A 25,555-nucleotide genomic window follows, 5' to 3' on the forward strand; every position below is an offset into this window, starting at 1 on the left:
TGGAGTCCTCCGCCCGCGTCCGCGCACGCGCGAAGCAGGTGGAGTGCACCAAGGAACAACTTTACGCGTTGTTAGGTCTCGGCGCAAGGGTGCGTACGCGGACTACGTCGGCGGCTCGAGCTGCCGCGACAAGTCGTCAAGCATCGCCTGCACCTGCGGCTCGACAAACCTGTTAATCGCTGCCGCGATCCTGGGACGGTGGGCCATGAGCGCAAAGCACACATCATTCCCCGCATTGGTTGCCTGCAGGTCGGCGAGGTGAATCTCCCGGCGCAGCTGTTCCTTCTCCTCATGGCTCAGCGGGGGCCGCGGTAGCGGCGGCTCCGGCTGGACCTCGGCGGCGAGGCCAGCGAGCGTGAAGAGGAAGGGCTGCCCGCTTTCAGTTGGTTCGGGATCAGGGTCGAGACCGTCGTATTCTGGGTCAAGGCCAGCTGCGGGATCGTATCCGCCAACGCGCCACATGTCGGCACCGCTCAGCTCGGCGTGAAGCACCGGCAGGTGCTCGGCCGTGTATTCGTCAACGACGCGGTCAATGATCCGCTGAACTCGAGACACGAGGGCGTGTTTCACCTGGTGTGGCGTTCCGTCTGGGATCCCTGAGGCGACAAGCACTGGAGAGCCAGTGCACCGACGGCAGATCCGGCTGCGCGCCCGATACCCGGCGGGTTCCCATCTCGGAACCCACTCGAGCCACGCGTCAACCGCACTGTCTACGCGCTCATCAATCGCACCCACCGAAGCTACTCCTGGCCCTCACGCCGCTCCCACGGCCACTGCGGCGTGGGACGGTCAGTGTAGATCCGTCGCGCAAGCACGAGCCAGAACAACGTCACGGCGATGACCCAAATCGGGATCAGCACGATCGCAAACGGGCTGAACCATGTCTCGCCAGTGCTCAGCCCGGCCGCAATGCCGCAGAGGCCCCACACGAGATAGACACCGAACCCAGCCCCCACCATGATTCCGCCAACCGGGGTCTTACGGCCGCGCAGCAGCGAGAGCGCCTGCTGCCACAACAGCGCTCCAAGGAGCGCCAGCCCGAGCCCAATACTGACGATGCCGAACCAGAGGGGCACGTCCTCAGTCTCGATAGGCTCGCGCCCGAGCGCCATTCCGAGAAGCCCCCACACGGCGACAACGATCGCCGCAGCAACCACGAGGGTCGCGCCAAGCAGCCCGAGGACATACCCTCGGGTCACTCCCCGCTTGGCGCCCTCGGTCATTACTGCTTCGCCCGCACCTCGGCAAGGGCAGCCTCGTACTCCTCGAGCAGGGCCGCGTTCTTCGCGGTCATGCGGCGGCCGCGCGAACCGATCCAGGCTCCAAACCACACTGCGACCTCGCGAGCGAGAATCGCGGCTCCGAGCGTCGGCACCGTGAACGCGAGCTGCCGTGCTGTCTCCACAAACCCTTTAGCCCCATCGACAGCCTCGTACGGGCCGCCTGTCAGCGCGAATGTCGCGGTCGTCGCGACCCACACGATAATGCCAACGAACAGGCTGAAGATCACGTAGGCCCACCAGCCCGCACGACCAAAGATGAGCACCAGAATCGCGAGCCCGACGAAGAACGCGACAACGCCCGCGATGAATCCCCACGAAGTGACCCACGGCAAAAGCCCCTCGGTCAGGAACGTCGAGGGCGGGAAGTCTCGCGCGATCATCGCCGAAACGATGCCCGCGTACAGCACGGCGAAGGCGACGGCCCCGAGCAGTGCGATCAGCACACCCGCAGCGCGGTTGCCCCTGAGGTCTGGCGGCATCGGCGACTGCATGTAGAGCGCAGCCATCGGATGATCAGCGCTGATCCTGATCTCGCCATCACGGGCAGGGTCTGCGAACTGCACTCCTGGCGCGGCGACAGGTACCTCAGGGGCGGCCGCGGCCGACGGCAGATCCTCGACGGGCGGGATGCGCGACGGCTGCTCCCCCGGCGTCTCAATATCGAGCTGCGTATCCACGCTTGCAGCCTGCTCACGGTGCGCCTGCTCAGCGAAAGCCTCAGCGCCAGCGGCCACGGCCGTCTGCGCGTCGCCTACTGACGAGTCGACCACTGCGCCCGATGCATCAACGACGATGACCTCTTTTGCCGGGTCCTCGACGGCTCCCGTCGCGCGGTCGACCGCGTCCTGCACAGCCGTATCGCTGGCCGCCTGTTCTTCGACCGGCGCACCGGGATCGACGGGTGTCTCGCGCTCATCGCTCATCGCTCTACCTCTCGCGTGCCTTACTTTCTGCCGCCACGATACAAGCTCCGCAGTGAAAATGGGCGATCCCGCGCGGGAATGGGGTGCGAAACAGTGTTTCTCGCGAATAAGCCGGTGGCGCTGCAACTCATCTCAGGGGCGGTGGCCTCACCCTGCTTCCGGCCCCAGCCCGTGCCCGGCAGATCTGCGATTCCAATGTCGATCCGGCACCGAACAGGAATTGTTACTGCAGATCCCAGTGCATGTGAGGGCAGTCTCCAAAGCCGCTCCAGCCACCACCGCCAACCGCCGGCCCGCAAACCCCAGCTGCCAGCCAGTGCCCGGCAGATCTGCAATTCCAATGTCGATCCGGCACCAAACAGGCATTGTTACTGCAGATCCCAGTGCGTGTGAGGGCAGTCTCCAAAGCCGCTCCAGCCACCACCGCCAACCGCCGGCCCGCAAACCCCAGCTGCCAGCCAGTGCCCGGCAGATCTGCAATTCCAATGTCGATCCGGCACCAAACAGGCATTGTTACCGCAGATTCCAGTGCATGTGAGGGCAGTCTCCAAAGCCGCTCCAGCCACCACCGGCAGACAGCCCGCGAGCCGCCAGCCGCCAGCCCGCGAGCCGCCGGCTTCCGGCCCTCGGCCAGTGCCCGGCAGATCTGCACACCATATGTCGATTCCGCGCCGAAGCTACATCACAATTGCAGATCCCATACCGTTTGTTGGACGCCCCGGGCTGCAAGGCCGGCAGCAAGTGAACCTGGTCGACTTGGCCGGGAGTCCCCACGCGGGAGCACCCAACGAACACAAAAGCGGGCCCCCACCCGAAGGTGGAGGCCCGCTTTTCGTTCTGACCGGCTCCCCGCGAGGCGGGCAGCCGAACCCGCTAGCTGTAGTTGCCGGGGTTGAACTCGTCAGAGGTGAAGGTGTCGAAATCAACGAACGAGAAGTCGTTCTCGTCAAACGTGCCCTCGCCCGCGTACATGCGGTTCGGGTAACGCTCGGCGCGAGCCTCTTCCGTAGCCGAAACCTCGACGTCGGTGTAGGTGCTCAGGCCCGTACCAGCCGGGATGAGCTTACCGATGATGACGTTCTCCTTGAGGCCGACGAGCGGATCCTTCGATCCCTCCATCGCAGCCTGCGTGAGCACGCGGGTGGTCTCCTGGAAGGAGGCCGCCGAGAGCCACGACTCGGTCGCGAGCGATGCCTTGGTGATACCCATGACCTCGGGACGCGCGGTCGCCGCACGCTTGCCGTCAACGAGTGCCTCGCGGTTGATGCGCTGGTAGCGCGACCGGTCGACGAGCTCACCCGGAAGCAGCTCTGTCTCGCCGTGGTCGACAACGGTGACCTTGCGGAGCATCTGGCGAACGATGACCTCGATGTGCTTATCGTGGATCGGCACGCCCTGCGAACGGTAGACGCCCTGCACGCCCTCAACGAGGTACTTCTGCACTGCGCGCTCACCTGGGATGTGCTTGCCGCCCTCGGTCGAGCCGACCTGAAGGATGTCCTTCGGGTCGAGCGTTCCCTGGATGAACGGCTGGCCGAGCTCAACGTGCTGACCGTCCTCGACGATGAGCGTCGAACGCTTCAGTACGGGGTACTGCTTCTCCTCGGTGCCATCGTCAGGTGTGAGGATCAGGCGGCGGCTCTTCTCGGTGTCTTCGATCGTGATGCGGCCTGCGGCCTCAGCGATCGGCGACGCACCCTTCGGGGTACGAGCCTCGAAGAGCTCCTGCACGCGGGGAAGACCCTGCGTGATGTCGTCAGCCGAAGCCGAACCACCGGTGTGGAAGGTACGCATGGTCAGCTGGGTACCCGGCTCACCAATCGACTGTGCCGCGATGATGCCGACGGCCTCGCCGATGTCAACGCGCTGGCCGGTCGCGAGCGAACGGCCGTAGCAGGTCGCGCAGACGCCAACCGCAGACTCACAGGTGAGCACGGAGCGCACCTTGATCTCAGTCACGCCAGCGCCGACGAGCATGTCGATCGCAACGTCGCCCACGTCGGAGCCCGCAGCAGCGACAATGTCACCTGCAGCGTTCACCGCGTCAGCAGCGAGGGTACGAGCGTAGACCGAGTTCTCGACGTTCTCGTCGCGAACGATCTGGCCGTCAACCTCAGCCGCGATCGGCAGGTCGAGGCCGCGGCGCGTGCCGCAGTCTTCCTCGCGGATGATGACATCCTGCGAGACGTCGACCAGACGACGCGTCAGGTAACCCGAGTCGGCGGTACGAAGCGCGGTATCGGCAAGACCCTTACGTGCACCGTGGGTCGCGATGAAGTACTCCGCCACCGACAGGCCCTCGCGGTACGAGTTAATGATCGGGCGCGGGATAATCTCGCCCTTCGGGTCGGACACGAGGCCACGCATACCGGCGATGTTACGGATCTGCAGCCAGTTACCACGAGCACCCGACGACACCATGCGGAAGATGGTGTTGTCTGCGGGGAATGCGTCGCGCATGGCCTCGGCGACCTCGTCGGTTGCCTGGGTCCAGATCTTCACGAGATCTGCGTGACGCTCCTGCTCGGTGATGAGACCGCGGTCGAAGCGCTTCTGCACTGCGGCTGCCTCGGTCTCGTGGGCGGCAAGGATCTCGGCCTTGTTCGACGGGGTCACGATGTCAGACAGCGCAACGGTCACGCCCGAACGGGTTGCCCAGTGGAAACCGGCATCCTTGATGCGGTCGAGGGTCGCAGCGACCTCCACCTTCGGGTAGCGCTCGGCGAGGTCGTTGACCAGCGTCGACAGCGTGCCCTTGTCGGCAACCTGCTCGAAGTACACGTAGTCAGCGGGCAGCGCCTCGTTGAAGATCGCGCGGCCGAGAGTGGTCTCGACGAGCACGGGCTTCTCCGAGGTCACACCCGAAGCGTCGGTGTATCCGGTGAGGCGGATCTTCGCGAGTGCGCCGAGGTCGAGCGTGTGCTCGTCCATCGCGAGGATCGCCTCTGCGATCGAGCCGAACGCACGGCCTTCGCCGACAGCACCAGGCTTCACCGTGGTGAGGTGGTGCAGACCGATGATCATATCCTGCGAGGGCAGGGTGACCGGGCGGCCGTCAGACGGCTTCAGGATGTTGTTCGATGCGAGCATGAGCACGCGTGCCTCAGCCTGCGCCTCAACCGACAGCGGCAGGTGAACTGCCATCTGGTCGCCGTCGAAGTCAGCGTTGAACGCTGCACATACGAGCGGGTGCAGCTGGATAGCCTTGCCCTCAACGAGCTGCGGCTCGAACGCCTGGATGCCGAGGCGGTGCAGGGTAGGTGCACGGTTCAGCATGACTGGGCGCTCGCGGATGATCTCCTCGAGTACGTCCCAGACCTCTGAGCGCGAACGCTCGACCATGCGCTTCGCGGCCTTCACGTTCTGTGCGTGCGAGAGGTCCATCAGGCGCTTGATGACGAACGGCTTGAACAGCTCGAGCGCCATCTGCTTCGGCAGACCACACTGGTGCAGCTTGAGCTGCGGGCCGACGACGATGACCGAACGGCCCGAGTAGTCAACACGCTTACCCAGCAGGTTCTGACGGAAACGACCCTGCTTGCCCTTGAGCATGTCAGAGAGCGACTTGAGCGCACGGTTGCCGGTGCCCGTCACGGGGCGGCCGCGGCGGCCGTTGTCGAACAGCGCGTCGACAGCTTCCTGGAGCATGCGCTTCTCGTTGTTCACGATGATCTCGGGGGCACCGAGATCGAGCAGGCGGCGCAGACGGTTGTTGCGGTTGATCACACGACGGTAGAGGTCGTTGAGATCCGAGGTCGCGAAGCGGCCACCGTCGAGCTGCACCATCGGGCGCAGCTCGGGCGGGATCACGGGAACGACGTCGAGCACCATAGCGGCCGGGCTTGCACCGGTCTGCAGGAATGCGCTGACGACCTTCAGGCGCTTGATCGCACGGATCTTCTTCTGGCCCTTGCCCTCGGCGATCTGGAGGTGCAGCGTCTCAGCCTCTGCCTCAAGGTCGAAGGCCTCAAGGCGCTTCTTGATCGCCTCGGCGCCCATGTAGGCCTCGAAGTAATCACCGTAGCGGTCCATGAGGTCTGCGAAGACAGCGTCCTCGGGCTTGAGGTCGCCAACCTTGAGGTTGCGGAAGTCGTCCCAGACGCGCTCGAGACGAGCGATGTCGTCGTCGAAGCCGCGGCGGATCAGGGTCATGTCCTTCTCAGCCGAGGCCTCTGCGCGGCGGCGCTGGTCAGCCTTGGCGCCCTCAGCCTCAAGGGCTGCGAGATCGGTCTCAGCCTGCTGCTGACGCTGAGCAACAGCGATGTCACGCTGATCGGACAGCGCCTTCAGCTCGAGCCGCAGCTCGGCCTCAAGCTCTGCCATGTCTTCGTGGCGGCCCTCTTCATCGATGTCGATGATCATGTAGGCGGCGAAGTAGATGACCTTCTCGAGGTCCTTCGGCGCCATGTCGAGCAGGTAGCCGAGGCGTGACGGCACGCCCTTGAAGTACCAGATGTGGGTCACGGGAGCTGCGAGCTCGATGTGGCCCATGCGCTCACGACGAACGCTCGACTTGGTGACCTCTACGCCACAACGCTCACAAACGATGCCCTTGTAACGCACACGCTTGTACTTGCCACACGCGCACTCCCAGTCGCGGCTAGGACCGAAGATCTGCTCGCCGAACAGACCATCCTTCTCAGGCTTCAGCGTGCGGTAGTTGATTGTCTCCGGCTTCTTGACCTCGCCGAACGACCAGCCACGGATATCGTCGGCGGTCGCCAGACGAATCTGCAGCTCATTGAAACTCGTACCCTCGAGCAAAATGTTCTCCTTGGTGAAAACTTAAAATTTCTGAAGCGGCGGCGGCCCCGCCCGTAGGCGGGGCGCAGCCTACTTAGATCTCGTCAGCCGAAGCTGCCTCGAAGCGAGTGGACAGGTTAATACCGAGCTCTTCCGCTGTGCGGTGCGCCTCGTCGTCGTTGTCGCGCAGACTGACGGCGTTGCCGTCGGCTCCGAGCACCTCAACGTTCAGGCAGAGCGACTGCATTTCCTTCATGAGCACTCGGAACGACTCGGGCACGCCCGGCTCCGGAATGTTCTCGCCACGGACGATGGCCTCGTAGACCTTCACGCGGCCGAGGATGTCGTCGGACTTGACCGTGAGCAGCTCCTGGAGCGCGTACGCGGCACCGTAGGCCTCGAGGGCCCACACTTCCATCTCACCGAAGCGCTGTCCACCGAACTGCGCCTTACCACCGAGGGGCTGCTGGGTGATCATCGAGTACGGGCCAGTCGAACGCGCGTGGATCTTGTCGTCGACGAGGTGGTGCAGCTTCAGGATGTACATGTAGCCGACCGAGATCGGGTACGGGTACGGCTCGCCCGAGCGACCGTCAAACAGACGGGTCTTTCCGCTCGAGTCGATGAGGCGCTCACCGTCACGGTTCGGAGTCGTCGAGTCGAGGAGACCCGCGATTTCGAGCTCCGAGGCGCCGTCGAACACGGGGGTCGCAACCTTCGTGTTCGGCTCAGCCTGGAGCGCCGACTCAGCAAGCTTCGCAGCCCACTCAGGCGAACCGTCGACCTTCCAGCCCTGCTTCGCGATCCAGCCGAGGTGGATCTCGAGGACCTGACCGAAGTTCATTCGGCCCGGGATACCGAGCGGGTTGAGGATCACGTCGACAGGCGTTCCGTCTTCGAGGAACGGCATGTCCTCGACAGGCAGGATCTTCGAGATGACGCCCTTGTTGCCGTGACGGCCAGCAAGCTTGTCGCCCTCGGTGATCTTACGCTTCTGCGCAATGTAGACCACTACGCGCTGGTTGACGCCCGACCCGAGGTCATCGTCGTTGTCGTTCTCAGCGTCGAACACCTTCACGGAGGTGACGGTGCCTGCAACGCCGTGCGGCACCTTCAGCGAGGTGTCGCGAACCTCGCGGCTCTTCTCGTTGAAGATTGCACGGAGCAGGCGCTCCTCGGCCGAGAGCTCGGTCTCGCCCTTCGGGGTAACCTTACCGACGAGGATGTCGCCCGGGTTGACCTCTGCGCCGATCCGGATGATGCCGCGCTCGTCGAGATCCTTCAGCGCTTCCATGCTCGCGTTGGGGAGATCGCGAGTGATCTCTTCCTTACCGAGCTTGGTGTCGCGCGCGTCGACGTCGTACTCCTCGATGTGGATGGACGACAGCGTGTCGTCCTTCACGAGGTTCTGGCTGAGGATGATCGCGTCCTCGAAGTTGTGACCCTCCCACGGCATGAACGCTACGAGGAGGTTCTTGCCGAGCGCGAGCTCACCGTTCTCGGTTGCGGGGCCGTCGGCGATAACCTCGCCGGCCTCGATCCGCTCGCCAGCCTTGACGATGACGCGGTGGTTGTAGTTCGTGCCCTGGTTCGAGCGGTCGAACTTGCGCATGTAGTACTTCTTCGTGCCGCCCTCATCGAGCATCACTGTGACGACGTCAGCCGACACGTCCTGGATCACGCCAGCCTGCTCAGCGACGATAACGTCGCCGGCGTCGATGGCTGCGTAGCCCTCCATACCGGTGCCGACAAGCGGCGACTCGGAGCGAACGAGCGGAACAGCCTGACGCTGCATGTTCGCACCCATGAGCGCGCGGTTCGCATCGTCGTGCTCGAGGAACGGAATCAGCGAAGTCGCAACCGACACCATCTGGCGGGCCGAGACGTCCATGTACTGAACCTGGTCTGCGTCGACGAGCTGCACCTCGGAGCCACGGGGGCGAGCGAGGACCTGCTTCTCGGCGAACTTGCCGTCCTTGTCGACGGGAGCACCGGCCTGCGCGATGAGGAACTCGTCCTCTTCGTGGGCGGTGAGGTAGTCGACCTGGTCGGTGACGGTGCCGTCGACGATGCGACGGTACGGGGTCTCGATGAAGCCAAAGGCGTTGATGCGTGCGAACGTTGCGAGCGCACCAATCAGACCAATGTTCGGGCCTTCAGGGGTCTCAATCGGGCACATGCGGCCGTAGTGCGACGGGTGAACGTCTCGCACCTCGACGCCTGCGCGGTCACGGGAGAGACCACCGGGGCCGAGCGCCGACAGACGACGCTTGTTGGTGAGGCCCGCGAGCGGGTTGTTCTGGTCCATGAACTGCGACAGCTGCGAGGTTCCGAAGAACTCCTTGATCGCTGCGAGCACGGGACGCGTGTTGATCAGCGTGTTCGGCGTGATCGCTTCGATGTCCTGCGTGGTCATGCGCTCGCGGACGACGCGCTCCATGCGGCTGAGGCCCGTGCGGACCTGGTTCTGGATCAGCTCGCCAACGGCGCGGATACGACGGTTGCCGAAGTGGTCAATGTCGTCGGTGTCCAGGCGGTTGTCGAATGCCTTGCCGTCGCGGGTGCCGGGGAGTGTCTCGGTTCCTGCGTGCAGGCCGACGAGGTACTTGATCGTCGCAACGATGTCTTCGAGCGAGAGCACCGAGTCGGTGATCGGAGCCTCGAGGCCGAGCTTGCGGTTGATCTTGTAGCGGCCGACCTTCGCGAGGTCGTAGCGCTTCGGGTTGAAGTAGCTGTTGTCGAGGAGCGCGCGCGCAGCCTCGATCGCAACCTGCTCGCCCGGGCGCTGCTTGCGGTAGATGTCCTTGAGGGCTTCCTCTTGAAGGCTGACGCCTTCCTTCTCGACGATGCCGTCCTTCTCGAGGGTGAGGGCGATCGACTCGTATCCTGCGAACTCCTCGAGGATCTCGCCGGTTGTCATGCCGAGCGCCTTCAGGAACACGGTGACAGACTGCTTGCGCTTGCGGTCGATACGGACGCCGACCTGGTCACGCTTGTCGATCTCGAACTCGAGCCATGCACCGCGGCTCGGGATGACGCGTGCCGAGAACACGTCCTTATCGGAGGTCTTCTCCTGCTGACGTTCGAAGTAGACGCCGGGCGAACGGACGAGCTGCGACACGATGACGCGCTCGGTGCCGTTGATGATGAAGGTGCCCTTGTCTGTCATGAGCGGGAAGTCGCCCATGTAGACAGTCTGGCTCTTCAGCACCTGGGTCTCAGTGTTGTAGAACGCCGCCTCAACGTAGAGGGGAGCCGAGTAGGTCTTGCCACGCTCCTTGCACTCGTCGATCGAGAACTTCTGCTCGTCGAGGATCGGGTTCTCGAACGAGAGCTGCATGGTGCCAGCGTTGTCCTCGATCGGGGACATCTCCTCGAAGATCTCCTCGAGGCCGCTCTTCAGCGCGATGTCATCGCGCCCCTGAGCCTGTGCCTCTTCGACGCGTGCAGACCACGCGTCGTTGCCGACGAGCCAGTCGAAGCTCTCGAGCTGTAGTGCCAGCAGGTTCGGCACCGACAGCGTGTCGGAAATCTTGGCGAATGAGAGTCGCGAGTGGTTGCGACCGTTCTTCGGATTATTGGTGGACGATGCGTTGCGCGCAGCAGCCAAGGAAGTACCTCCGTGGGCCCCGTCGGGCCGATTGACTTGGTCTTGCGAAGAAATGCTCTGCGGTCACACGGGGTTCATATGCGCTTTCGCGCCAACTCCCGGGGCCTTCCGCTATATGAAGGCAGACTCGTGTCCATAGTGCAGCTTTCTACTGTAACACCATCGTTACCTGCTGACAAGGACTTCTTTGCTCCCGGTTGCGAGGGTCTCCCGCAAGCGTGCAAGACTGTACAACGTGTGTGGGGGCACGGACCAAACATTCCGGCACCCCAGGAGCAGTGAAGCGAGTGACTTCTCACGCATCAGCGCACAACCCCCGCCCGGTAGGCACGCCCGTCCCACCCCTGTTGCCCGGGCCACTCTCAGTCGGCACGATCCTCTCGCGAGGATTCACCGCGGTTACCCAGAACCCGAAACCCCTCGTGGTGTGGGCGATGCTCCTGCCCCTTGCGGTTCACCTTGTGTTTGCAGTGCCGACAGCAGTGTTCGATGCTGCTGGCATAGGGGACCCAGGTGGCCCCCGCGCAGACGCAAGCACTATCGGCATCGCCCTGCTGACATTCTTCACGTCGATCATCTATCTCGTGATCTCGATGCTTGGCGGAGCGGTCTTGCAGGGCTACGTAGCGAACGGCGTACGGTTTGAGGCACTCGGGCACCGCGCAACCGCAGGCGAGTTGTGGGCGGCGACTCGTGCGCAGCTTGGCAGGCTCATGGGGTACGGCGGCCTTCTCTTGGCGTTCGGGATCGCCTTGGCCATCGTCATGGGTATCGTCGTGTTCGTTGTTGCATTCGTGGTCGCTACGGTCGCCGCCGCGACTTCGGCCGTAGGCCCTGCCCTACTGCTGTTCGCGCTCCTGGGCCTCGGAATCGCGGTCCCGCTCTCGTGGCTGTCGGTGCGCATCACCCTCGCCCCCGCCATCATCGTCTGCGAGCATGTCACCGCGTGGGCTGCACTTCGGCGTTCGTGGGAGCTCACTCGCGGGCGAGGCTGGCGCCTGCTGGGCCTGTATGTCCTCCTTGGGCTCGCGTACATCGCCTTCGTCGGCGTGCTCACGCTCATCGTCGTGGTACTTATCGCCGCGCTTTTGCCGAACGCTGTCTTAGAGACAGGGATCACCGGCCCGCGCGTACTCGCCACCTACCTCGGGAGCCTCCCCGTGTTCATCGGCAGCGCCGGGCTTCTGCCGGTGTCGGCCGTTGTGGCCGCGAACGCCTACCTTGACGCTCGCACGCGAAGCGATGCGCTGGCGTTCTCGCTGTACAACTATCACTCAGCGCGGGCGGCCGGGTACGCGCCAACACAGCTTGCAGATCCGTTTGTCGCCGCGCCGCCAGCTCCGCCAACACCGACGGCCGGCCCCTACTCTCCACCGGCTGGCCCGGTTCCGACTGATCCGCCGGGGCCCTACCCCGGCTGATCCTCGCGGGGTTCAGCTTCCCCGAAGCTCCCTACCAGCCACACGGCAGGCACGGCCGTTACTGTGAAGGAATGCATTCCAAGCCCGTGCTCCCAGTTCTCTGGGCGTCTCTCGCGATCCTCGCGGTGGCCGGGCTCGGTGCGTACTTCCATTTCGTCCAGAGCGGACCACTCCCCCTCGACAATTCGTGGCGCGAGGCAGCACGGCTTTCGCCGGGGTCGGTCTCCTTCACTGTCGCAGCGTTCATGGCAGAGATCGGCTCGGGTGTCGGCGTCGCTGCGTGCGGTGCCGTCGCTTGCGCGCTACTGCTCACCCGCCGGTTTCTGCGCGAGGCCGCCGCGCTCGCGACCGCTCTGCTCCTCGGCGTCGCACTCTCAGAGACCCTGAAGTACCTGGTTGCGCGACCGCGTCCAATGGAGGCACTGTATCCGTGGGATGGGTCTTCCTTCCCGTCTGGGCATTCGATGGGGGCGGCCGCGCTCGCGGTATCGCTTGCCTACGCGGTCTCTTCCGTGTACGAGAGCGGGGCGACATTTGTCACAAAGTCGTCGGTGGCCTGGATCTGGATCGCTGCGGTCGCCTGGACACTTGCGATGATGTGGAGCCGGACCGCACTCGGCGTGCACTATCTGAGCGACACTGTCGCTGGCGCACTTGTCGGCGTTTCCGCGGCTGTCATCGCTCGCAGGGTATGGCACAGACCACCGGCGAGGTAATCCACAGGTGCGCGAAGCCCGCCCCACGTCTATGGTGAAGAACGTAAGATTAGCGGCATGAGCGAGAACGAGCAGACCGAGACCCCCAGCATCCGCATCTTCGGCGCTGATTGGTGCGGCGACTGCCGACGCGCGAAGCGTGTGTTCGGCGAAGCACAGGTCGCCTACGAGTGGATTGACCTTGTCGAGGCCCCGGCGGCGGCGGACGTTGCTGCCGACATCAGCGGTCGCAAGAATATCCCTGTCATCACGTATCCAGATGGCACCCATCAGGTCGAGCCGAGCGATGCAGATATGCGCTCGAAGCTCGCCGAGCTTGGGCTGGTGTGATCCTCTCCGAGCCCGTCACACTCGCCTCTGGGCGCACGGCATCAATTGAGGCCGATAAGTGGGTCGACGGCGCCATCGAGCTCGTGATCGACGGGACCCCACAGTCACACGTGAACCTGCGTGACCCGTCCGATCTCTTCTTTGAGTACATGCGGCGCATCGGCCACGTCATCGATCTGTTTCGGCCCCCAGGCGAACCCATTTCGGCGCTCCACCTAGGTGGCGGGGCGTTCTCACTTCCCCGCTACGTCGAGGCGACGAGGCCTGGGAGCCGCCAGCAGGTCGTTGAGCTTGAAAGCGCGCTCGTTGATCTCGTACGCAAGGCCGCCCCGCTTCCAAAGCGAGCAAGTATCCGGGTGCGCCACGGCGACGCGCGCGCCGTACTCGGCAAACTCCCCGCGGGAATGCATGGCGCAATGGACCTCGTTGTTGTTGACATCTTCTCGGGCTCCCAAACTCCAGCCCACGTCTCGAGTGTGGAGTTCTATGAGCTCGTGCGCCCGCTCCTCGCTCCGAACGGTCTGGTGGTTGTCAACGCGGCTGACGGAACCGGACTTCCATTCGTGCGCGGCCAGCTTGCGACGCTCAAAGCGCTGTTCTCTGAGGTCGTCGCCGTCGCCGAACCCCAGGTGCTGAAGGGCCGCCGGTTTGGCAATGTCGTCATCATCGCCTCAAACGCGGCTCCAGGCTCCCCCGTTGGCGAGCTCGACTGGCTCCCGCGGCTCCTCGCAGGCGGACCTCACCCGGCGCGGCTGCTGGAGGGCCGAGAGCTCACAGAGCTTGTAGGTTCGACCCGAGCCGTCACTGATGCGACGGCCGTCGACTCTCCCGCGCCTTCGCCAGGCATCTTCGGCGCCTAGCAATGAGTGAACTCGACCGCGTCAGGCACTGGGCCAACGCGCTGATCAGGCATCACCTAGACCCGCTATTCGGGTCCGGCGAATGGACGTTCGCATTCGACAATGCGAAGCGGCGTGCGGGGCTCTGTAACTACACGGATCGCCGCATCAGCGTCTCGAAATATCTTGCCGAGAAGTTTGACGACGACGAGGTCCACCAAATCCTGCTCCACGAGGTCGCACATGCGATCGCGGGGCCTGCAGCCGCTCACGGACCGAAGTGGGCGCGCATCGCCCGCGACCTCGGATACGTTGGCGGGCGCACACATCAGGGCGAGATCGCCCACGAGCGCGCGCCTTGGGTGGGACGCTGCCCAGGCGGGCACGAGCACTACCGGTTCCGCAAGCCCGTGCGCGAAGCGTCGTGCGCGAAGTGCTCAAGGGGGTTCTCACGGGCGCATCTCATCGTGTGGGCGCGCAGGGCCGCGTAGGTATCTGCGAGCCGCCGACCAGCAGCCCGCAGCACCTCAGCACCTCAGCACCTCAGCACCTCAGCACCTCAGCAGCCGACAGTGCTCAAAACTTGGCGCAGCAGCTCGCCGCGCCCGCCTGGAAGCTCTGTAAGGGTGTCAGCAGCAAGCGCGTCCTCCGGGGTCATCCAGGTCACCTCAAGCGCGTCTTGGCGGGGGTCGCAGCTGCCCGTCACTGGCACAACGTATACGAGCGAGACGGCATGTTGACGCTCGTCGACGTACTGCGAGATGCCAGGCATCGGGAAGTACTCGGCGACCTGTGCGGGCATCAGTGTCGTCGGCATCTGTGGAAACGCCATCGGCCCGAGATCGTTCTCGAGGTGGCGAAAGAGCGCCTCACGCAACGGCTCCCCGAACCGCACTCGACCGGAGACGAATGCCCGCGTCAGGTGTCCCTCCGGTGTGCTGCGGAGCAGCAACCCGACCTCGATGACTTTGCCGAGGCCGTCGAGCCTCACTGGCACAGCCTCGACGTACAGCACAGGAATCCGGCCGCGCACGAAGAGCAGTTCTTCCTCGTTGAGCCAGCCCGGATTCCCCGCGGGCGCGGGGCGATCCTCCGGGCCGTCGGGGTCTGGAAGGTCTGCGGTTCCTATCGCCATGCTCTTATTCTGCCAGTGAAAGATCCGTTTCAGGCGCGTCCGCCGGTTATCGCTCCACGACCCGCACGTCCGGGCCAAGAATGTTCGTTGTTGCTGCAAGCTGAGCGGCTGCGGTGACTCCGAAGCGTGTGTGTTTCAGGAGATCGTCTGAGTCGGCGAGCGGAGTGAGTGAAAGATTGTGGCGTGCAGCGAGTTCACCGGCAGCCTCCTGCTCCGCGCTCCAGTCGTAGTGCATGTAGGTGGGAATCGCTGTCGGATTCTCAATCGTCACGCTTCCATCATCGCCTCGCACGACGTCGAACCCGGCGATGACCCCAGTGCGCTGATCGAGCTCGAGCTGCGTACTCAGCATGTTGCCGATCGAGTACCAAACGAGAGTCTTTCCGCCCCCCGCCTTGTCGAGCCATGTCACTGGCTGCAGCACGTGAGGCCCAGTGCCCACGACCACATCAGCGCCAAGCCCTGCGAGTTTCGCTGCAAAGCTCCGCTGCGCATCGTTGACCTCATGCGAGTCTTCGGTGCCCCAGTGGGCGGAAACGATGACGACGTCGGCCTGCTCGCGAGCCTGCGCCATCAGCCTGTCGACGAGCGCGTCGTCGTCCATGAAGTTCATGGAGACCTTGTCGACAGGCGCGTTTGAGAACTCTGCAAACGAAACGAGGGCAATGCTCGTCCCATCCATGTCGAGAATGTCGACGGTTCCTTGCTCTTCGGCGTTACGATTTGCGCCGCTCACAATTGCGGGCGAAAGCGCATCCCACGCTGCGCGCGTCGCAGCTATTCCCTCGATCCCTTTGTCCGCGTTATGGTTTGTCGCGAGGTTAATCAGGTCGCACCCTCCCGCTTCGCGCAAGTCGCGCGCAAACTCTGTCGGGGCGTTAAAAGTCGGGTAGCCGCTGATGCCGAAGTCGACGCCGGCACTTGGCACCTCCTGATTACAGAAGGTGACATCTGCAGCGTCGAGCTGCGTCCTGATCCCGTCGAAGAACTGTGCGTAGTTGTAGCTTCCGTCGGGCTGCTTGGCATTCTCATTCACGGAGTCGTGCGGCAGCATGTCGCCCATGGCAATCACGTGGATTGGGGCCGGAGCGGCGGGCTCCTCAGCCACGTCGGCCGTCGGCGACGGGCTGGGCGCGGGCTTCGGCGCGGGGTCAGGATCGCTCGATCCTCCCAACAGCAGCACCGCAGCGACCGCCGCCCCGCCGAGCAGCAGCGCTGCAGCGATGATGACGGCGATGAGCGCGGTGCGCTTCGGGCGAGCGGAATCGCTACGGCGGGGGTCAAGTTGCGTGTTGTCAGCCACAGGTTCAGCTTAAAGGCTTCGTTAGGCTGAGCCTATGAAGCTCGTCTCGCTCGGCAACGTCCCGGTCACGGCCGCCTCCACAGGCGCTGTGCGCCGCTCAGGCGTGCGTCGCAATGCTGCCTCGGCCGGCGCGGCCGCGCTCGTCTGCCTGACCCTCTTCACAGGGTGTGCCTCAGGCGGGCCAGCAGCGCCGGATACCCAAGGGTCCACGCCCTCGCCAAAGCCTGAGACCTCGCAGACACCAGGTCCTTCACCGGTGGAACCAGGGTTCGACAAGAGTGCGCAGTCGATCGATGACCCGGGATCGCTCTGGGTCGTAACAAACAAGACACGGCCGTTGCAGCCGGTTGACTGGGCACCGAGCGATCTCGTTGCAACATCTGGCGTCGAGAACGAGTTCGCCCAGCCACTGCGGGAACCAGCTGCCCGAGCAGTTGAGGCACTCATCGGCGCTGCCTCCGATGCGGGCCACACCGTGTGGATCATCAGCGCCTACCGCGACTACGGCACCCAGGTCGCCCTCTACGACGGCTACGTCGACCGCGACGGCGCCGAGGCTGCAGACCGGTACTCGGCACGGCCGGGGCACTCGGAACACCAGACTGGGCTCGTCGTCGATCTCGATGACCATGGCGACTGCTACCTCGACGGCTGCTTCGGGGATACGCCCGCGGGCTCCTGGCTTGCCCAGCACGCGGCGGACTACGGGTTCGTCATCAGGTATCCAGACGGCAAGGAGCAGGTCACTGGGTTTATGCCGGAGCCCTGGCATTTCAGGTTTGTCGGCACTGAGCTCGCGCTCGAGATGCGCGAGCAGGGGGTTGCGACGCTCGAGGAGTTCTTCGGACTGCCTGCGGCGCCGGATTATTCGTAGCTCGCGCAGCGCGGTGTCCAGGAGCGCTCACGGGCACGCGCACCCGGCCGCGGCATACCAGTGCCGCTACACTCGTGCGGTGACTACCCCCGCGAAACCGGCGCGCACAGGCCCCATTTTCTTTATCGGGCGCGCCATCTTGAAGCCCGTGCTGTGGGTGCTCTACCGCCCGCGTATCACCGGCCGCGAGCACGTCCCCCACACGGGCCCGCTCCTCCTGGTGAGCAATCACGAGTCGATGCTCGACACGATCCTGATCCCGTCGTTCACTCCGCGCCGGGTGCAGTTTCTCGCGAAGGCATCGCTCTTCGGCAGTCGGCTCGGCCGCTGGTTCTTCACTGGCATTGGCGCGGTTGCTGTGCACCGCGGCTCAAGCTCGACCGCGCAGGCCGCACTCGACGCGGGCCGGGAGGTGCTCGACGCGGGGAGCGCCTTCGTCGTGTTCCCAGAGGGCAGCCGGTCGAAGGACGGCAGGCTCTACCGCGGGCGCAGCGGTGCGGCTTGGCTCGCCAACGAGACCGGGGCGGTTGTCGTGCCCGTTGGGCTCCGCGGCACGAATCGGAAGTTACGCGACCCACGCACTGGGCGGCGAACGCGGGTGTCGATCGAGTTCGGTGCCCCGCTCGATCTCCGCGACCTCGGCGGCCTCTCCGCTGGCCGCGCGAGGCGAGAAGCGACTGAGCGGATTATGGGGGCGATTCACGAGCTCACCGGTCAGGATCGCGCCGAAAAGTTCGCCGAAGGCAGCACCTCCGCGTAGCATTGCGGCATGGACGCTGATGTCATTGTCGTAGGTGCTGGACTCTCCGGGCTTGTCGCCGCGCGGGAGGCGTACGCTGCCGGGCTGCGCACGATCATCGTTGATCAGGAAGGCCCGCAGAACGTCGGCGGCCAGGCATGGTGGTCGTTTGGTGGGCTCTTCCTCGTCGACTCCCCTGAGCAGCGCCGGCTCGGAGTCAAGGACTCGTTCGAGCTCGCCTGGCAGGACTGGCAGGGCAGCGCCAAGTGGGACAGGATCCCCGACGCTGCCGACAGTCCGAGCGGGACCGAAGGCCCACCGGCTGAGGATCACTGGGCGGCGCGGTGGGGTCGCGCCTACGTCGAATGGGCGGCGGGCGAGAAGCGCGCGTGGCTGCGCGAGGTCGGGATTGATCTCACCCCAATGGTCGGCTGGGCCGAGCGTGGCGATCTCACTGCGACGGGTCACGGAAACTCGGTGCCACGTTTTCACGTGTCATGGGGAACAGGGACCGGGGTCGTGCGGCCGTTCGTAGAGTCGGCTTCGGAGGCTGTCGCGGCGGGCCGTACCCAGTTCAAGCACAGGCACCGGGTCGACGAACTCATCGTCGAGAGCGGCGCGGTCGTCGGCGTGCGGGGTGCGGTGCTCGCGCCAGACAACAGTGACCGCGGTGCCGCGTCGAACCGCGACGAGGTCGATACGTTCGAGTTGCGGGCGCCGAACGTCATCGTCGCGAGCGGCGGCATCGGCGGCAACCACGATCTCGTTCGCGAGCACTGGCCCGAACGCCTCGGCACTCCCCCGCGGGAAATGGTGACAGGCGTCCCTGCATATGTCGATGGGCGTATGCTCGCGATCACGGGCGATGCGGGAGCGAGACTCGTCAACCAGGATCGCATGTGGCATTACACCGAAGGCATCAAGAACTGGTATCCCGTCTGGCCGAAGCATGCGATTCGAATCCTGCCCGGTCCGTCGCCGCTCTGGCTCGACGCACTCGGCCGCCGCCTACCAGCTCCGGGCCTGCCTGGCCATGACACTCTTGGCACGCTGAAGCTGCTGCGCACGCTCCCTGGTCTTTCCGAGCACGACCACTCCTGGTTCATCGTGACGAGCCGCATTGCCGCGAAGGAGTTCGCCCTCTCTGGCTCGGAGCAAAACCCTGACCTCACAAACCGCGACAAGAAACTGCTCATGAAGACCCGCCTCGGGAAGGGGGCACCGGGGCCTGTGCAGGCCTTCATTGACAGAGGCGTGGACTTTGTCACGGCCGAGTCCGTTGCCGAGCTCGTCGCGAAGATGAACGACCTCACGGACGAGCCGCTGCTCGATGCGGCGGCTGTCGAGCGGGTTATTCGCGCCCGCGACGCCGAGTTCGAGAACCCTTTCTCGAAAGACGCGCAGGCGATGAGCGTGCATAACTCGCGCCGCTACCTCGGCGACAGGCTGACCCGTACGACAAAGCCGCACAAGCTTCTCGACGAGTCAGCTGGCCCGCTCGTCGGCATCAAGCTGCACGTGCTCACCCGTAAGTCGCTCGGTGGAGTGCAAACTGACCTGTCGTCGCGGGCGCTCGATGCGAACGGTTCCCCGATTCCGGGGCTCTACGCCGTTGGCGAGGCGGCCGGCTTTGGTGGCGGCGGTGTACACGGCTACAACGCGCTCGAAGGGACATTCCTCGGCGGCTGCCTGTTCTCTGGGCGCGCTGCCGGGCGCGCAATCGCAGGTCGATAGCCCGTGGAGCGCTACGACACGATCGTTGTCGGGGCTGGCGTCGCGGGCCTGACCGCGGCTCGGCTGCTCGCGCACGCTGGTCAACGGGTCGCCGTGCTCGAAGCACGCGACAGGATTGGCGGCAGGCTACACTCCGAGCGCGTCGGTGGGAATGTCACCGACGTTGGCGGCTCCTGGATCCACGGGATCACCGACAGCTCAGTTCGGGCCGTCGCGCTGGGGCTCGGCCTTGACATGGTCGAGTTCACGGTCGGCAGCTACCAAGCAGGCGGGCGACCCATCGCCTACTACGCCCCATCGGGAGAACCGCTGAGTGCCGCTGCCCGGGACGCGTTTGTCACTGACGTCGCCGAGGTCGATCGACGCCTGTCGACGGTCATCGCCTCGTTACCCGCGGGCCACACGTACGCGGAGGCAGCGGCCACCGCGGTCGACGCTGTCTCGCGTGCCGGTGGCTGGGACGGCGAGCGGGCGACCCGCGTCGTTGAGCATCTTCGACACCGCGCGGAGGAGCAATACGGCGTCGACGCATCTCGACTAGATGCGCACGGGCTCGACGACGACGAGGTTGAGGGTGACGAGGTCGTTTTCCCTGGCGGCTACGACGCCCTCGCGAGCGGGATCGCGCACGGGACCGACATCAGGCTCGGACACGCTGTGCGCCAGGTCAGATGGGCTGCCCCGGCATCCTCCGGTTCAACTGTCGCGCCCGTTACTGTCTCAACCGACGGCGCAGATTTCCATGCCGACCGGGTGGTCGTGACGGCCCCGGTCGGGGTACTCAGGTCAGGCGCGATCTCGTTCGACCCGCCGCTGCCAGAGGACGTCAGCGAGCCGCTGTCTCGCCTCACGATGAACGCGTTCGAGAAGGTCTTCTTGCACTTCGACGAGCAGTTCTGGGAACCCAACGTGTACGCGATCAGAAGGCAGGGTGAGCGCGCAGCGTGGTGGCACTCCTGGTACGACCTCACGCGGCTGAGTGGCGAGCCCACACTGTTGACCTTTGCCGCAGGTGACTGTGCACTCGCAACACGCGGCTGGAGCGACGAACGCATCGTCGACTCGGTGATGAGCGCACTCCGAGACATCTACGGCGCAAGCATCCCCGAACCCACACGCGTGCGTGTCACTAGGTGGCAGGACGACGAGTTCTCGCGCGGCTCCTACGCGTACATGACTGTTGGTTCGTCGCCTGCCGACCACGACCGGATCGCGGCCCCGCTTGGCGGTCCGTCCAAGCCACAGGGAGTCGCGCGCGAGTGGTCGTCAGCGACGCTCCACTTCGCGGGCGAGGCCACGTGGCAGGAGGATCCGGCTACGGTCACCGCCGCCCTCGAATCCGGTCGTCGCGTTGCGGCGCGAATCCTTGGCGCCCAGCAGCCATTGTCGGTGCTGTGGAGCGGCTAATCACCTGTCACGCCTGTGGTTAGCGCCCGCTCGAGCCCTCGCTCATGCAGACCTCGGCGAGCTGTGAGCTGGATTCCGCCCACTGCTGCTGAGCATCAGCGCGCTCCTTCAACTGTTCCGCAGTCAGCTGACCGTCCATCTCGGCGAACGTCAACATGTCAGAAACGACCTGCGAGAACTCGGCGTCGTCAGACACCGCGAGCAGCTCACCGTAGTAGGTCGCGGGGTCATCAAAGACCGAGACCTCGGGCGCGAGGAGCGCGGTGCAGACTGCCTCATTCTCGGAGCCGATCCACGGCATGTCGGTGAAGCGCGGATCCCATTCCTCAATCATGCCGTCGCCTGGGCCGGCCTCGCCGTTGTGAAATTCGCTGTCTCCGTGGTCATAGGTGCCGGAGTCGTACGATGAGTTGTACGCCGAACCGAACGCACCAAACACGCCCATGAAGACGAAGAACAGAATCGTGCCGAGGATGCTCAGCCCAATGCGCACGTAGCCAATGATCGTCGCCGCGAGCGCGAGCCCGCGCCCGCCCTCTCCGGTGCGCTTGATCTTGCTCAGCGCGATGTGGCCGAGGATGACGCCGACGATTCCCGAGAAGAATACGGCGATGAACCCGACGATCGCGAAGACGTTCGTTGGCGGCGCGGCGGGCGCATACTGCTGCCCGACAGGGTATCCCTGCTGGCCGTATCCTGGCTGCGCGTAGCTCGGCTGTTGGTAGCTCGGCTGTGCGCCGCCCGGCTGTTCAGACGTCGGCTGACCGGTCGGCTGTTCCCACGCTTGTGCGGGCCGCTGCGGAAACGACTGGACGGCAGGCGCGCTGGGGTCGGTCGTACCGTCCTCGGGCTTCTGGTTCGGGTCGTTGTCAGGAGGCAGCTGTGTCATATCGCAAGTCTACGCGGGCGCTGCTATCGAAACCCAGTGAAGCATGGGCGCCTCGCCTCTGTCCGGGGCATGCAGGTCGTCAGTACAGCAGAAACTGAGCCGTCTCCTCGCTCTCAGCCCCACCAGCACCGGCGCTCAGGTGATACGAGGCGCCACCCGCAACGACAGGATCACGAGTGATCTCGCAAGTCTCAGTGCTCGACCTCGTGCGGTCCCACGAGACAGGCTCACTCTCCAAGGTCTCCCCGGCCTTCAGCACCACGGGAAGCGACTCAGCATTCGTCTGGCAGTCAGTCGAACGCCACACGTCGTCGCTGCCGCTCGACACGGTGAAGCTCATGCCCGCTGTGCCGAGGTCGGCGATGCAGGAGTCCTTGCCAGTGTTCTTCACAGTGAGCGACAACTGAGGAAACTCGCCCTCGCCGTACGAGCCCAGATCTGTCACCGGCGTCACCTCGAGCGCCGCCTTCGCGCACGCGACTGGCTCACCGGCCTTCGCGGTGTCAGCCTTCGGGGTCTCAGCGACATCAGACGGAATCTTGACATCCTGTGCATCGTCTGGTGCCGCAGCCCCGGGTCGCACCACGATCAACACGATCGCGACAATGACTGCGACAAGGCCGAGCAAGACGATGAGTCTGCGCTTGACGTAGACGCTTCGATCCTCCGGTCCCACCGGGTCACGCAGGGCCGACCGCGCTCCGTGCTGCTCCGACGGATCTTGAACTGGTCGCCTGGCCATGGCCTCAGCGTACCCCCGACCCCTGACTACAGGCGCTTCAACATGCGGGTGTTGCCAAGCGTGTTCGGCTTCACTCGGGCAAGATCAAGAAACTCGGCAATGCCCTCGTCATGCGACCGGAGCAGCTCGGCATAGACCTCGGCGGCGACGAGCTCGGTATCCTCACCGACTTCCTCGAACCCATTGCGCCCAAAGAACTCAGTCTCAAACGTCAAACAGAACAGCTGCTGCAGCCCGAGCCCACGCGCGCGCTCTTCGAGCGCGAGGAGCACGGCCCGGCCAACGCCCTTACCGAGATACTCCTCGGAAACGCCGAGAGTGCGAACCTCCCCGAGATGCTCCCACATCACGTGAAGCGCACCGTACCCGATGACGTTGCCGTCGGCGTCCTCCGCGACCATGAAACCTGGCACTGCACCGTAGAGCTCAACAAGGTCCTTGCCGAGCAAGATTCGCCTCGCGACAAGCGGTTCCATAAGGTTCACGATCCCCACGACGTCGTGGGTCGTCGCGGGCCGAACACGGATGGCGCTAATGTCGCTGACACTCATGCACAAAGTCTAGTCCGCACACAGACTCCCACCGTCGTGTCCGTTTTCCGCGTGCCCATCTCGGCCGCTCCCGGCAGAATGAATCCGTGTCCACTCAACTCGCAGCTCTGCCCCTTAGCTTCGACGCCTGCTATCGCGCCGCGTCAGGCCGCGATCGGCGCTGGGACGGCAGGTTCTACCTTGGAGTGACGAGCACAGGTATCTACTGCCGTCCGTCGTGCCCCGCACGCAAACCCAAGCCAGAGAACTGCAGATTCTTTCCGAGTGCCGCTGCCTGCGTTGCTGCCGGGTTTCGCGCGTGCAAGCGATGCCGCCCTGACGCTCTCCCAGGCAGTCGAGACTGGGATCACCGAAGTGACCTCGTCGCACGTGCGGTGCGCGGTATCCGAGACGGCGCCGTCGACGCTGGCGGCGTCTCAGGCCTCGCGCAGTCGCTGGCGGTGAGCGAGCGCCACCTCCGCCGTATGCTGCTTGACGAGATCGGAGCAACCCCCCTCCAGCTCGCGCGGACTCGGCGTGCACACGCCGCACGGATCCTCATCGAACAGACAGACCTGTCACTCACCGACGTCGCGTTCGCGGCCGGGTTCGGAAGCGTGCGGCAGTTCGGCGATACGATGCGCGAGGAGTTCGGCATGCCGCCCTCGGCGATCACCCGCCGCACCGGGCAGAGTGCCCCCGGGCAGGGCATCGCGAAACCAGACGGCGCTGCTTCCCCTGGGCAGCACTCACCTCCGGGTCCCGAGTCGAAGGAGTGTCCAAGGGTGACGCTCAGGCTCCAGACGCGAGCACCATTCGATGGACGCGCGACTCGGTCGTTCCTCGCCGCGCACGCGATCCCAGGCAGGGATTTCATTGGGACTGACACAGGCACAGGGGCGCCCGCGCAGACCTCGCACGCGATCGACGTGCCTGGCGGCACGGCCCACGCGACAATCTCGTGGTCCGACGTTCCCGAGGTCGCCAACCAACGACCAGGCATGCTCGGCATCCCAGTCGTGCTCGCCCTCCCGAGCCTCGCAGACACTATGCCTGCGATCCAGATCGTCAGGCGCATGCTCGACCTCGACGCAGACCCGGCGCAGCTCGCGGAGGCGTTCTCCGCCGACCCCGTCCTCGGTCCACTCGTCGCAGCCCGCCCGGGGCTCCGCCTGCCAGGCGCACGCGACCCACACGAGTTCGCGCTCGCGACTGTGCTCGGGCAGCAGGTTTCGCTTGCAGCTGCCCGCACACTGCAGGGCCGCCTGGTCGCCGAGTACGCCGAGCCGAACAGACGCGCCGAACGGGGCTTTTCGGGCCGTGTCGACGTATCTCGGATCGCCGGTGAATCCCCCGAGGCGCTGCAATCGACGCTCCGAATCACACATGCCCGCGCTGCGACGCTGCAGGGCCTCGCTCTCGCGCTCGAGGAAGGCCTCGACATCACCCCCGGCGCAGACCGCGAGCGGGCACGAGCCGAACTCATCGCGCTGCGGGGCATCGGACCGTGGACCGTCGAGCTGATCGCGATGCGCGCCCTCGGTGACCCTGACGCGTACCCGTCGGGCGACCTGATCTTACGCCGGGCACTCGGCGTCGCCGGGGCGAAGGAGGCCGAGCGTGCCGCTGACGCGTGGCGCCCGTTCCGCGGATACGCCACCCAGTTTCTGTGGGCGGATTTCCTCGCCAGCGCAACACCAGGCGCAACTGCACCCGCACCCCCACACTCTCAGAAGGAAGAGCAATGAGCACTCCCCTGTCATACACAATCGTCGACATTGTCGGCAGTCCGTTTCTTGCGGTGTGGCGCCCAGAAGATGACGCGGTGTGCGCTGCCGGGTTCCTGGCGGTCCCCGATCAGACGCGAGACGAGCCCCACCCAGACGTCGCCGCTGACCCGCTCTGGGACCGACTCATCGCAAGCGATCCAGGCCTCGCTGCGCGGGGGCTTGCCCAACTGCCCGAGACAGCTGGCGCCGTGCCAGACGCGCTTCGGGCATACGCCGACGGCGACCTCACGGCGCTCGATGCGATCACCGTCTCACAGCGTGAGACCCCCTTCCGCGGGGAGGTGTGGCGGGCACTGCGAAAGGTACAAGCAGGCGATGCGGTGACCTACACGAAGCTCGCCGCGCTTGCGGGCAGACCCGCTGCAATCAGGGCCGCGGCGTCTGGCTGCGCCACGAATCTTGTCGCGGTCATCGTTCCGTGTCATCGCATCGTGCGCGCCGATGGCGGTGTCGGCAAGTACCTGTTCGGCTCGGCGATAAAGCAGCGGCTTCTCGACCATGAGGGCGCCATCGCCTAGCTGGCCCGGTGCGCAAGGGCGCTCGACAC

21 protein-coding genes are annotated in these 25,555 nt (G+C 65.0%); 11 read left to right on the top strand and 10 right to left on the bottom strand.

The genetic code is table 11. The annotated features are described in order from the left end of the window. Window positions 1-102: 102 nt before the first annotated feature. The 5 genes from KI794_RS12320 to rpoB form a co-directional block, all read right to left on the bottom strand. Complete coding sequence (locus KI794_RS12320) at window positions 103-735, bottom strand: spermidine/putrescine ABC transporter substrate-binding protein (RefSeq protein ID WP_255808260.1); 633 nt, start codon at window positions 733-735, stop codon at window positions 103-105. A 5-nt stretch (window positions 736-740) separates the two neighbouring features. After that, entirely contained in the window at window positions 741-1,223 is a 483-nt protein-coding gene (locus KI794_RS12325; RefSeq protein WP_119284774.1) for a hypothetical protein, read from the bottom strand. Beyond that, window positions 1,223-2,206, bottom strand: a complete 984-nt coding sequence (locus KI794_RS12330; RefSeq protein ID WP_119284775.1) for a phage holin family protein — start codon at window positions 2,204-2,206, stop codon at window positions 1,223-1,225. The genes KI794_RS12325 and KI794_RS12330 overlap by 1 nt, the downstream gene beginning before the upstream one ends. Before the next feature lie 873 nt (window positions 2,207-3,079). Beyond that, a complete protein-coding gene (locus KI794_RS12335) occupies window positions 3,080-6,970 on the bottom strand; it encodes a DNA-directed RNA polymerase subunit beta' (protein ID WP_119284776.1) in 3,891 nt (1,296 codons plus the stop codon). A gap of 73 nt (window positions 6,971-7,043) precedes the next feature. Further along, window positions 7,044-10,559 (bottom strand): DNA-directed RNA polymerase subunit beta, encoded by a 3,516-nt coding sequence (gene rpoB, locus KI794_RS12340; protein ID WP_119284777.1) that lies wholly within the window; start codon window positions 10,557-10,559, stop codon window positions 7,044-7,046. 287 nt (window positions 10,560-10,846) lie between these two features. Here rpoB and KI794_RS12345 point away from each other — a divergent pair, with 287 nt between their 5' ends. The 5 genes from KI794_RS12345 to KI794_RS12365 all read left to right on the top strand — a co-directional run bounded on the left by KI794_RS12345 (window position 10,847) and on the right by KI794_RS12365 (window position 14,356). After that, a complete protein-coding gene (locus KI794_RS12345; protein ID WP_255808262.1) occupies window positions 10,847-11,980 on the top strand; it encodes a hypothetical protein in 1,134 nt (377 codons plus the stop codon). Between the two features lie 71 nt (window positions 11,981-12,051). Next, window positions 12,052-12,696, top strand: a complete 645-nt coding sequence (locus tag KI794_RS12350; RefSeq protein ID WP_119284779.1) for a phosphatase PAP2 family protein — start codon at window positions 12,052-12,054, stop codon at window positions 12,694-12,696. Between the two features lie 57 nt (window positions 12,697-12,753). Beyond that, window positions 12,754-13,026, top strand: coding sequence for a glutaredoxin domain-containing protein (locus KI794_RS12355; RefSeq protein ID WP_255808263.1), 273 nt, complete (start codon window positions 12,754-12,756; stop codon window positions 13,024-13,026). After that, complete coding sequence (locus KI794_RS12360; protein WP_255808264.1) at window positions 13,023-13,886, top strand: spermidine synthase; 864 nt, start codon at window positions 13,023-13,025, stop codon at window positions 13,884-13,886. Before KI794_RS12355 ends, KI794_RS12360 begins: the two co-directional genes overlap by 4 nt. A 2-nt stretch (window positions 13,887-13,888) precedes the next feature. After that, the gene (locus KI794_RS12365) at window positions 13,889-14,356 is read left to right on the top strand and encodes a SprT-like domain-containing protein (RefSeq protein WP_255808265.1); all 468 of its coding nucleotides are present in this window, start codon (window positions 13,889-13,891) and stop codon (window positions 14,354-14,356) included. 68 nt (window positions 14,357-14,424) lie between these two features. On the opposite strand, the gene KI794_RS12370 is transcribed toward KI794_RS12365, so the two are convergent. Together KI794_RS12370 and KI794_RS12375 are read right to left on the bottom strand one after the other, a co-directional pair. Continuing rightward, window positions 14,425-15,000 carry a DUF4916 domain-containing protein gene (locus KI794_RS12370; RefSeq protein ID WP_119284783.1) on the bottom strand — a complete coding sequence of 192 codons (576 nt, stop codon included), beginning with the start codon at window positions 14,998-15,000 and terminating at the stop codon, window positions 14,425-14,427. Between the two features lie 46 nt (window positions 15,001-15,046). Next, a complete protein-coding gene (locus KI794_RS12375; protein WP_255808266.1) occupies window positions 15,047-16,303 on the bottom strand; it encodes a CapA family protein in 1,257 nt (418 codons plus the stop codon). A gap of 34 nt (window positions 16,304-16,337) precedes the next feature. On the opposite strand from KI794_RS12375, the gene KI794_RS12380 reads away from it, so the two are divergent. The 4 genes from KI794_RS12380 (at window position 16,338) to KI794_RS12395 (ending at window position 21,057) form a co-directional block, all read left to right on the top strand. After that, a complete protein-coding gene (locus KI794_RS12380) occupies window positions 16,338-17,177 on the top strand; it encodes a M15 family metallopeptidase (protein WP_255808267.1) in 840 nt (279 codons plus the stop codon). A gap of 79 nt (window positions 17,178-17,256) precedes the next feature. After that, a complete protein-coding gene (locus KI794_RS12385; protein ID WP_255808268.1) occupies window positions 17,257-17,937 on the top strand; it encodes a lysophospholipid acyltransferase family protein in 681 nt (226 codons plus the stop codon). A gap of 9 nt (window positions 17,938-17,946) precedes the next feature. Then, window positions 17,947-19,650 (top strand): FAD-binding dehydrogenase, encoded by a 1,704-nt coding sequence (locus KI794_RS12390; protein ID WP_255808269.1) that lies wholly within the window; start codon window positions 17,947-17,949, stop codon window positions 19,648-19,650. A gap of 3 nt (window positions 19,651-19,653) precedes the next feature. Next, entirely contained in the window at window positions 19,654-21,057 is a 1,404-nt protein-coding gene (locus KI794_RS12395) for a flavin monoamine oxidase family protein (RefSeq protein ID WP_255808270.1), read from the top strand. Window positions 21,058-21,076: 19 nt separating this feature from the next. On the opposite strand, the gene KI794_RS12400 is transcribed toward KI794_RS12395, so the two are convergent. The 3 genes from KI794_RS12400 to KI794_RS12410 all read right to left on the bottom strand — a co-directional run bounded on the left by KI794_RS12400 (window position 21,077) and on the right by KI794_RS12410 (window position 23,239). Then, window positions 21,077-21,946 (bottom strand): DUF4190 domain-containing protein, encoded by an 870-nt coding sequence (locus KI794_RS12400; protein WP_255808271.1) that lies wholly within the window; start codon window positions 21,944-21,946, stop codon window positions 21,077-21,079. Window positions 21,947-22,025: 79 nt separating this feature from the next. After that, window positions 22,026-22,688, bottom strand: a complete 663-nt coding sequence (locus KI794_RS12405) for a hypothetical protein (RefSeq protein WP_255808272.1) — start codon at window positions 22,686-22,688, stop codon at window positions 22,026-22,028. Window positions 22,689-22,714: 26 nt separating this feature from the next. Beyond that, on the bottom strand, window positions 22,715-23,239 hold the full coding sequence (locus tag KI794_RS12410) for an amino-acid N-acetyltransferase (protein WP_255808273.1): 525 nt from the start codon (window positions 23,237-23,239) through the stop codon (window positions 22,715-22,717). Window positions 23,240-23,325: 86 nt separating this feature from the next. Here KI794_RS12410 and KI794_RS12415 point away from each other — a divergent pair, with 86 nt between their 5' ends. Together KI794_RS12415 and KI794_RS12420 are read left to right on the top strand one after the other, a co-directional pair. Further along, window positions 23,326-24,966, top strand: a complete 1,641-nt coding sequence (locus tag KI794_RS12415) for a DNA-3-methyladenine glycosylase 2 family protein (protein ID WP_255808274.1) — start codon at window positions 23,326-23,328, stop codon at window positions 24,964-24,966. After that, window positions 24,963-25,526: a methylated-DNA--[protein]-cysteine S-methyltransferase gene (locus KI794_RS12420; RefSeq protein WP_255808275.1), complete on the top strand. Its 564-nt coding sequence runs from the start codon at window positions 24,963-24,965 to the stop codon at window positions 25,524-25,526. Before KI794_RS12415 ends, KI794_RS12420 begins: the two co-directional genes overlap by 4 nt. Window positions 25,527-25,555: the final 29 nt, after the last annotated feature.

Source organism: Leucobacter aridicollis (assembly GCF_024399335.1).
In the GTDB taxonomy this organism is placed as follows: Bacteria; Actinomycetota; Actinomycetes; order Actinomycetales; family Microbacteriaceae; genus Leucobacter; species Leucobacter aridicollis_A.

Coding starts and splice junctions, on each gene's coding strand:
- KI794_RS12325 (WP_119284774.1), bottom strand. CDS start 1,223: ATGACCGAGGGCGCCAAGCGGGGAGTGACCCGAGGGTATGTCCTCGGG.
- KI794_RS12330 (WP_119284775.1), bottom strand. CDS start 2,206: ATGAGCGATGAGCGCGAGACACCCGTCGATCCCGGTGCGCCGGTCGAA.
- KI794_RS12350 (WP_119284779.1), top strand. CDS start 12,052: ATGCATTCCAAGCCCGTGCTCCCAGTTCTCTGGGCGTCTCTCGCGATC.
- KI794_RS12355 (WP_255808263.1), top strand. CDS start 12,754: ATGAGCGAGAACGAGCAGACCGAGACCCCCAGCATCCGCATCTTCGGC.
- KI794_RS12365 (WP_255808265.1), top strand. CDS start 13,889: ATGAGTGAACTCGACCGCGTCAGGCACTGGGCCAACGCGCTGATCAGG.
- KI794_RS12370 (WP_119284783.1), bottom strand. CDS start 15,000: ATGGCGATAGGAACCGCAGACCTTCCAGACCCCGACGGCCCGGAGGAT.
- KI794_RS12380 (WP_255808267.1), top strand. CDS start 16,338: ATGAAGCTCGTCTCGCTCGGCAACGTCCCGGTCACGGCCGCCTCCACA.
- KI794_RS12390 (WP_255808269.1), top strand. CDS start 17,947: ATGGACGCTGATGTCATTGTCGTAGGTGCTGGACTCTCCGGGCTTGTC.
- KI794_RS12400 (WP_255808271.1), bottom strand. CDS start 21,946: ATGACACAGCTGCCTCCTGACAACGACCCGAACCAGAAGCCCGAGGAC.
- KI794_RS12405 (WP_255808272.1), bottom strand. CDS start 22,688: ATGGCCAGGCGACCAGTTCAAGATCCGTCGGAGCAGCACGGAGCGCGG.
- KI794_RS12410 (WP_255808273.1), bottom strand. CDS start 23,239: ATGAGTGTCAGCGACATTAGCGCCATCCGTGTTCGGCCCGCGACGACC.
- KI794_RS12420 (WP_255808275.1), top strand. CDS start 24,963: ATGAGCACTCCCCTGTCATACACAATCGTCGACATTGTCGGCAGTCCG.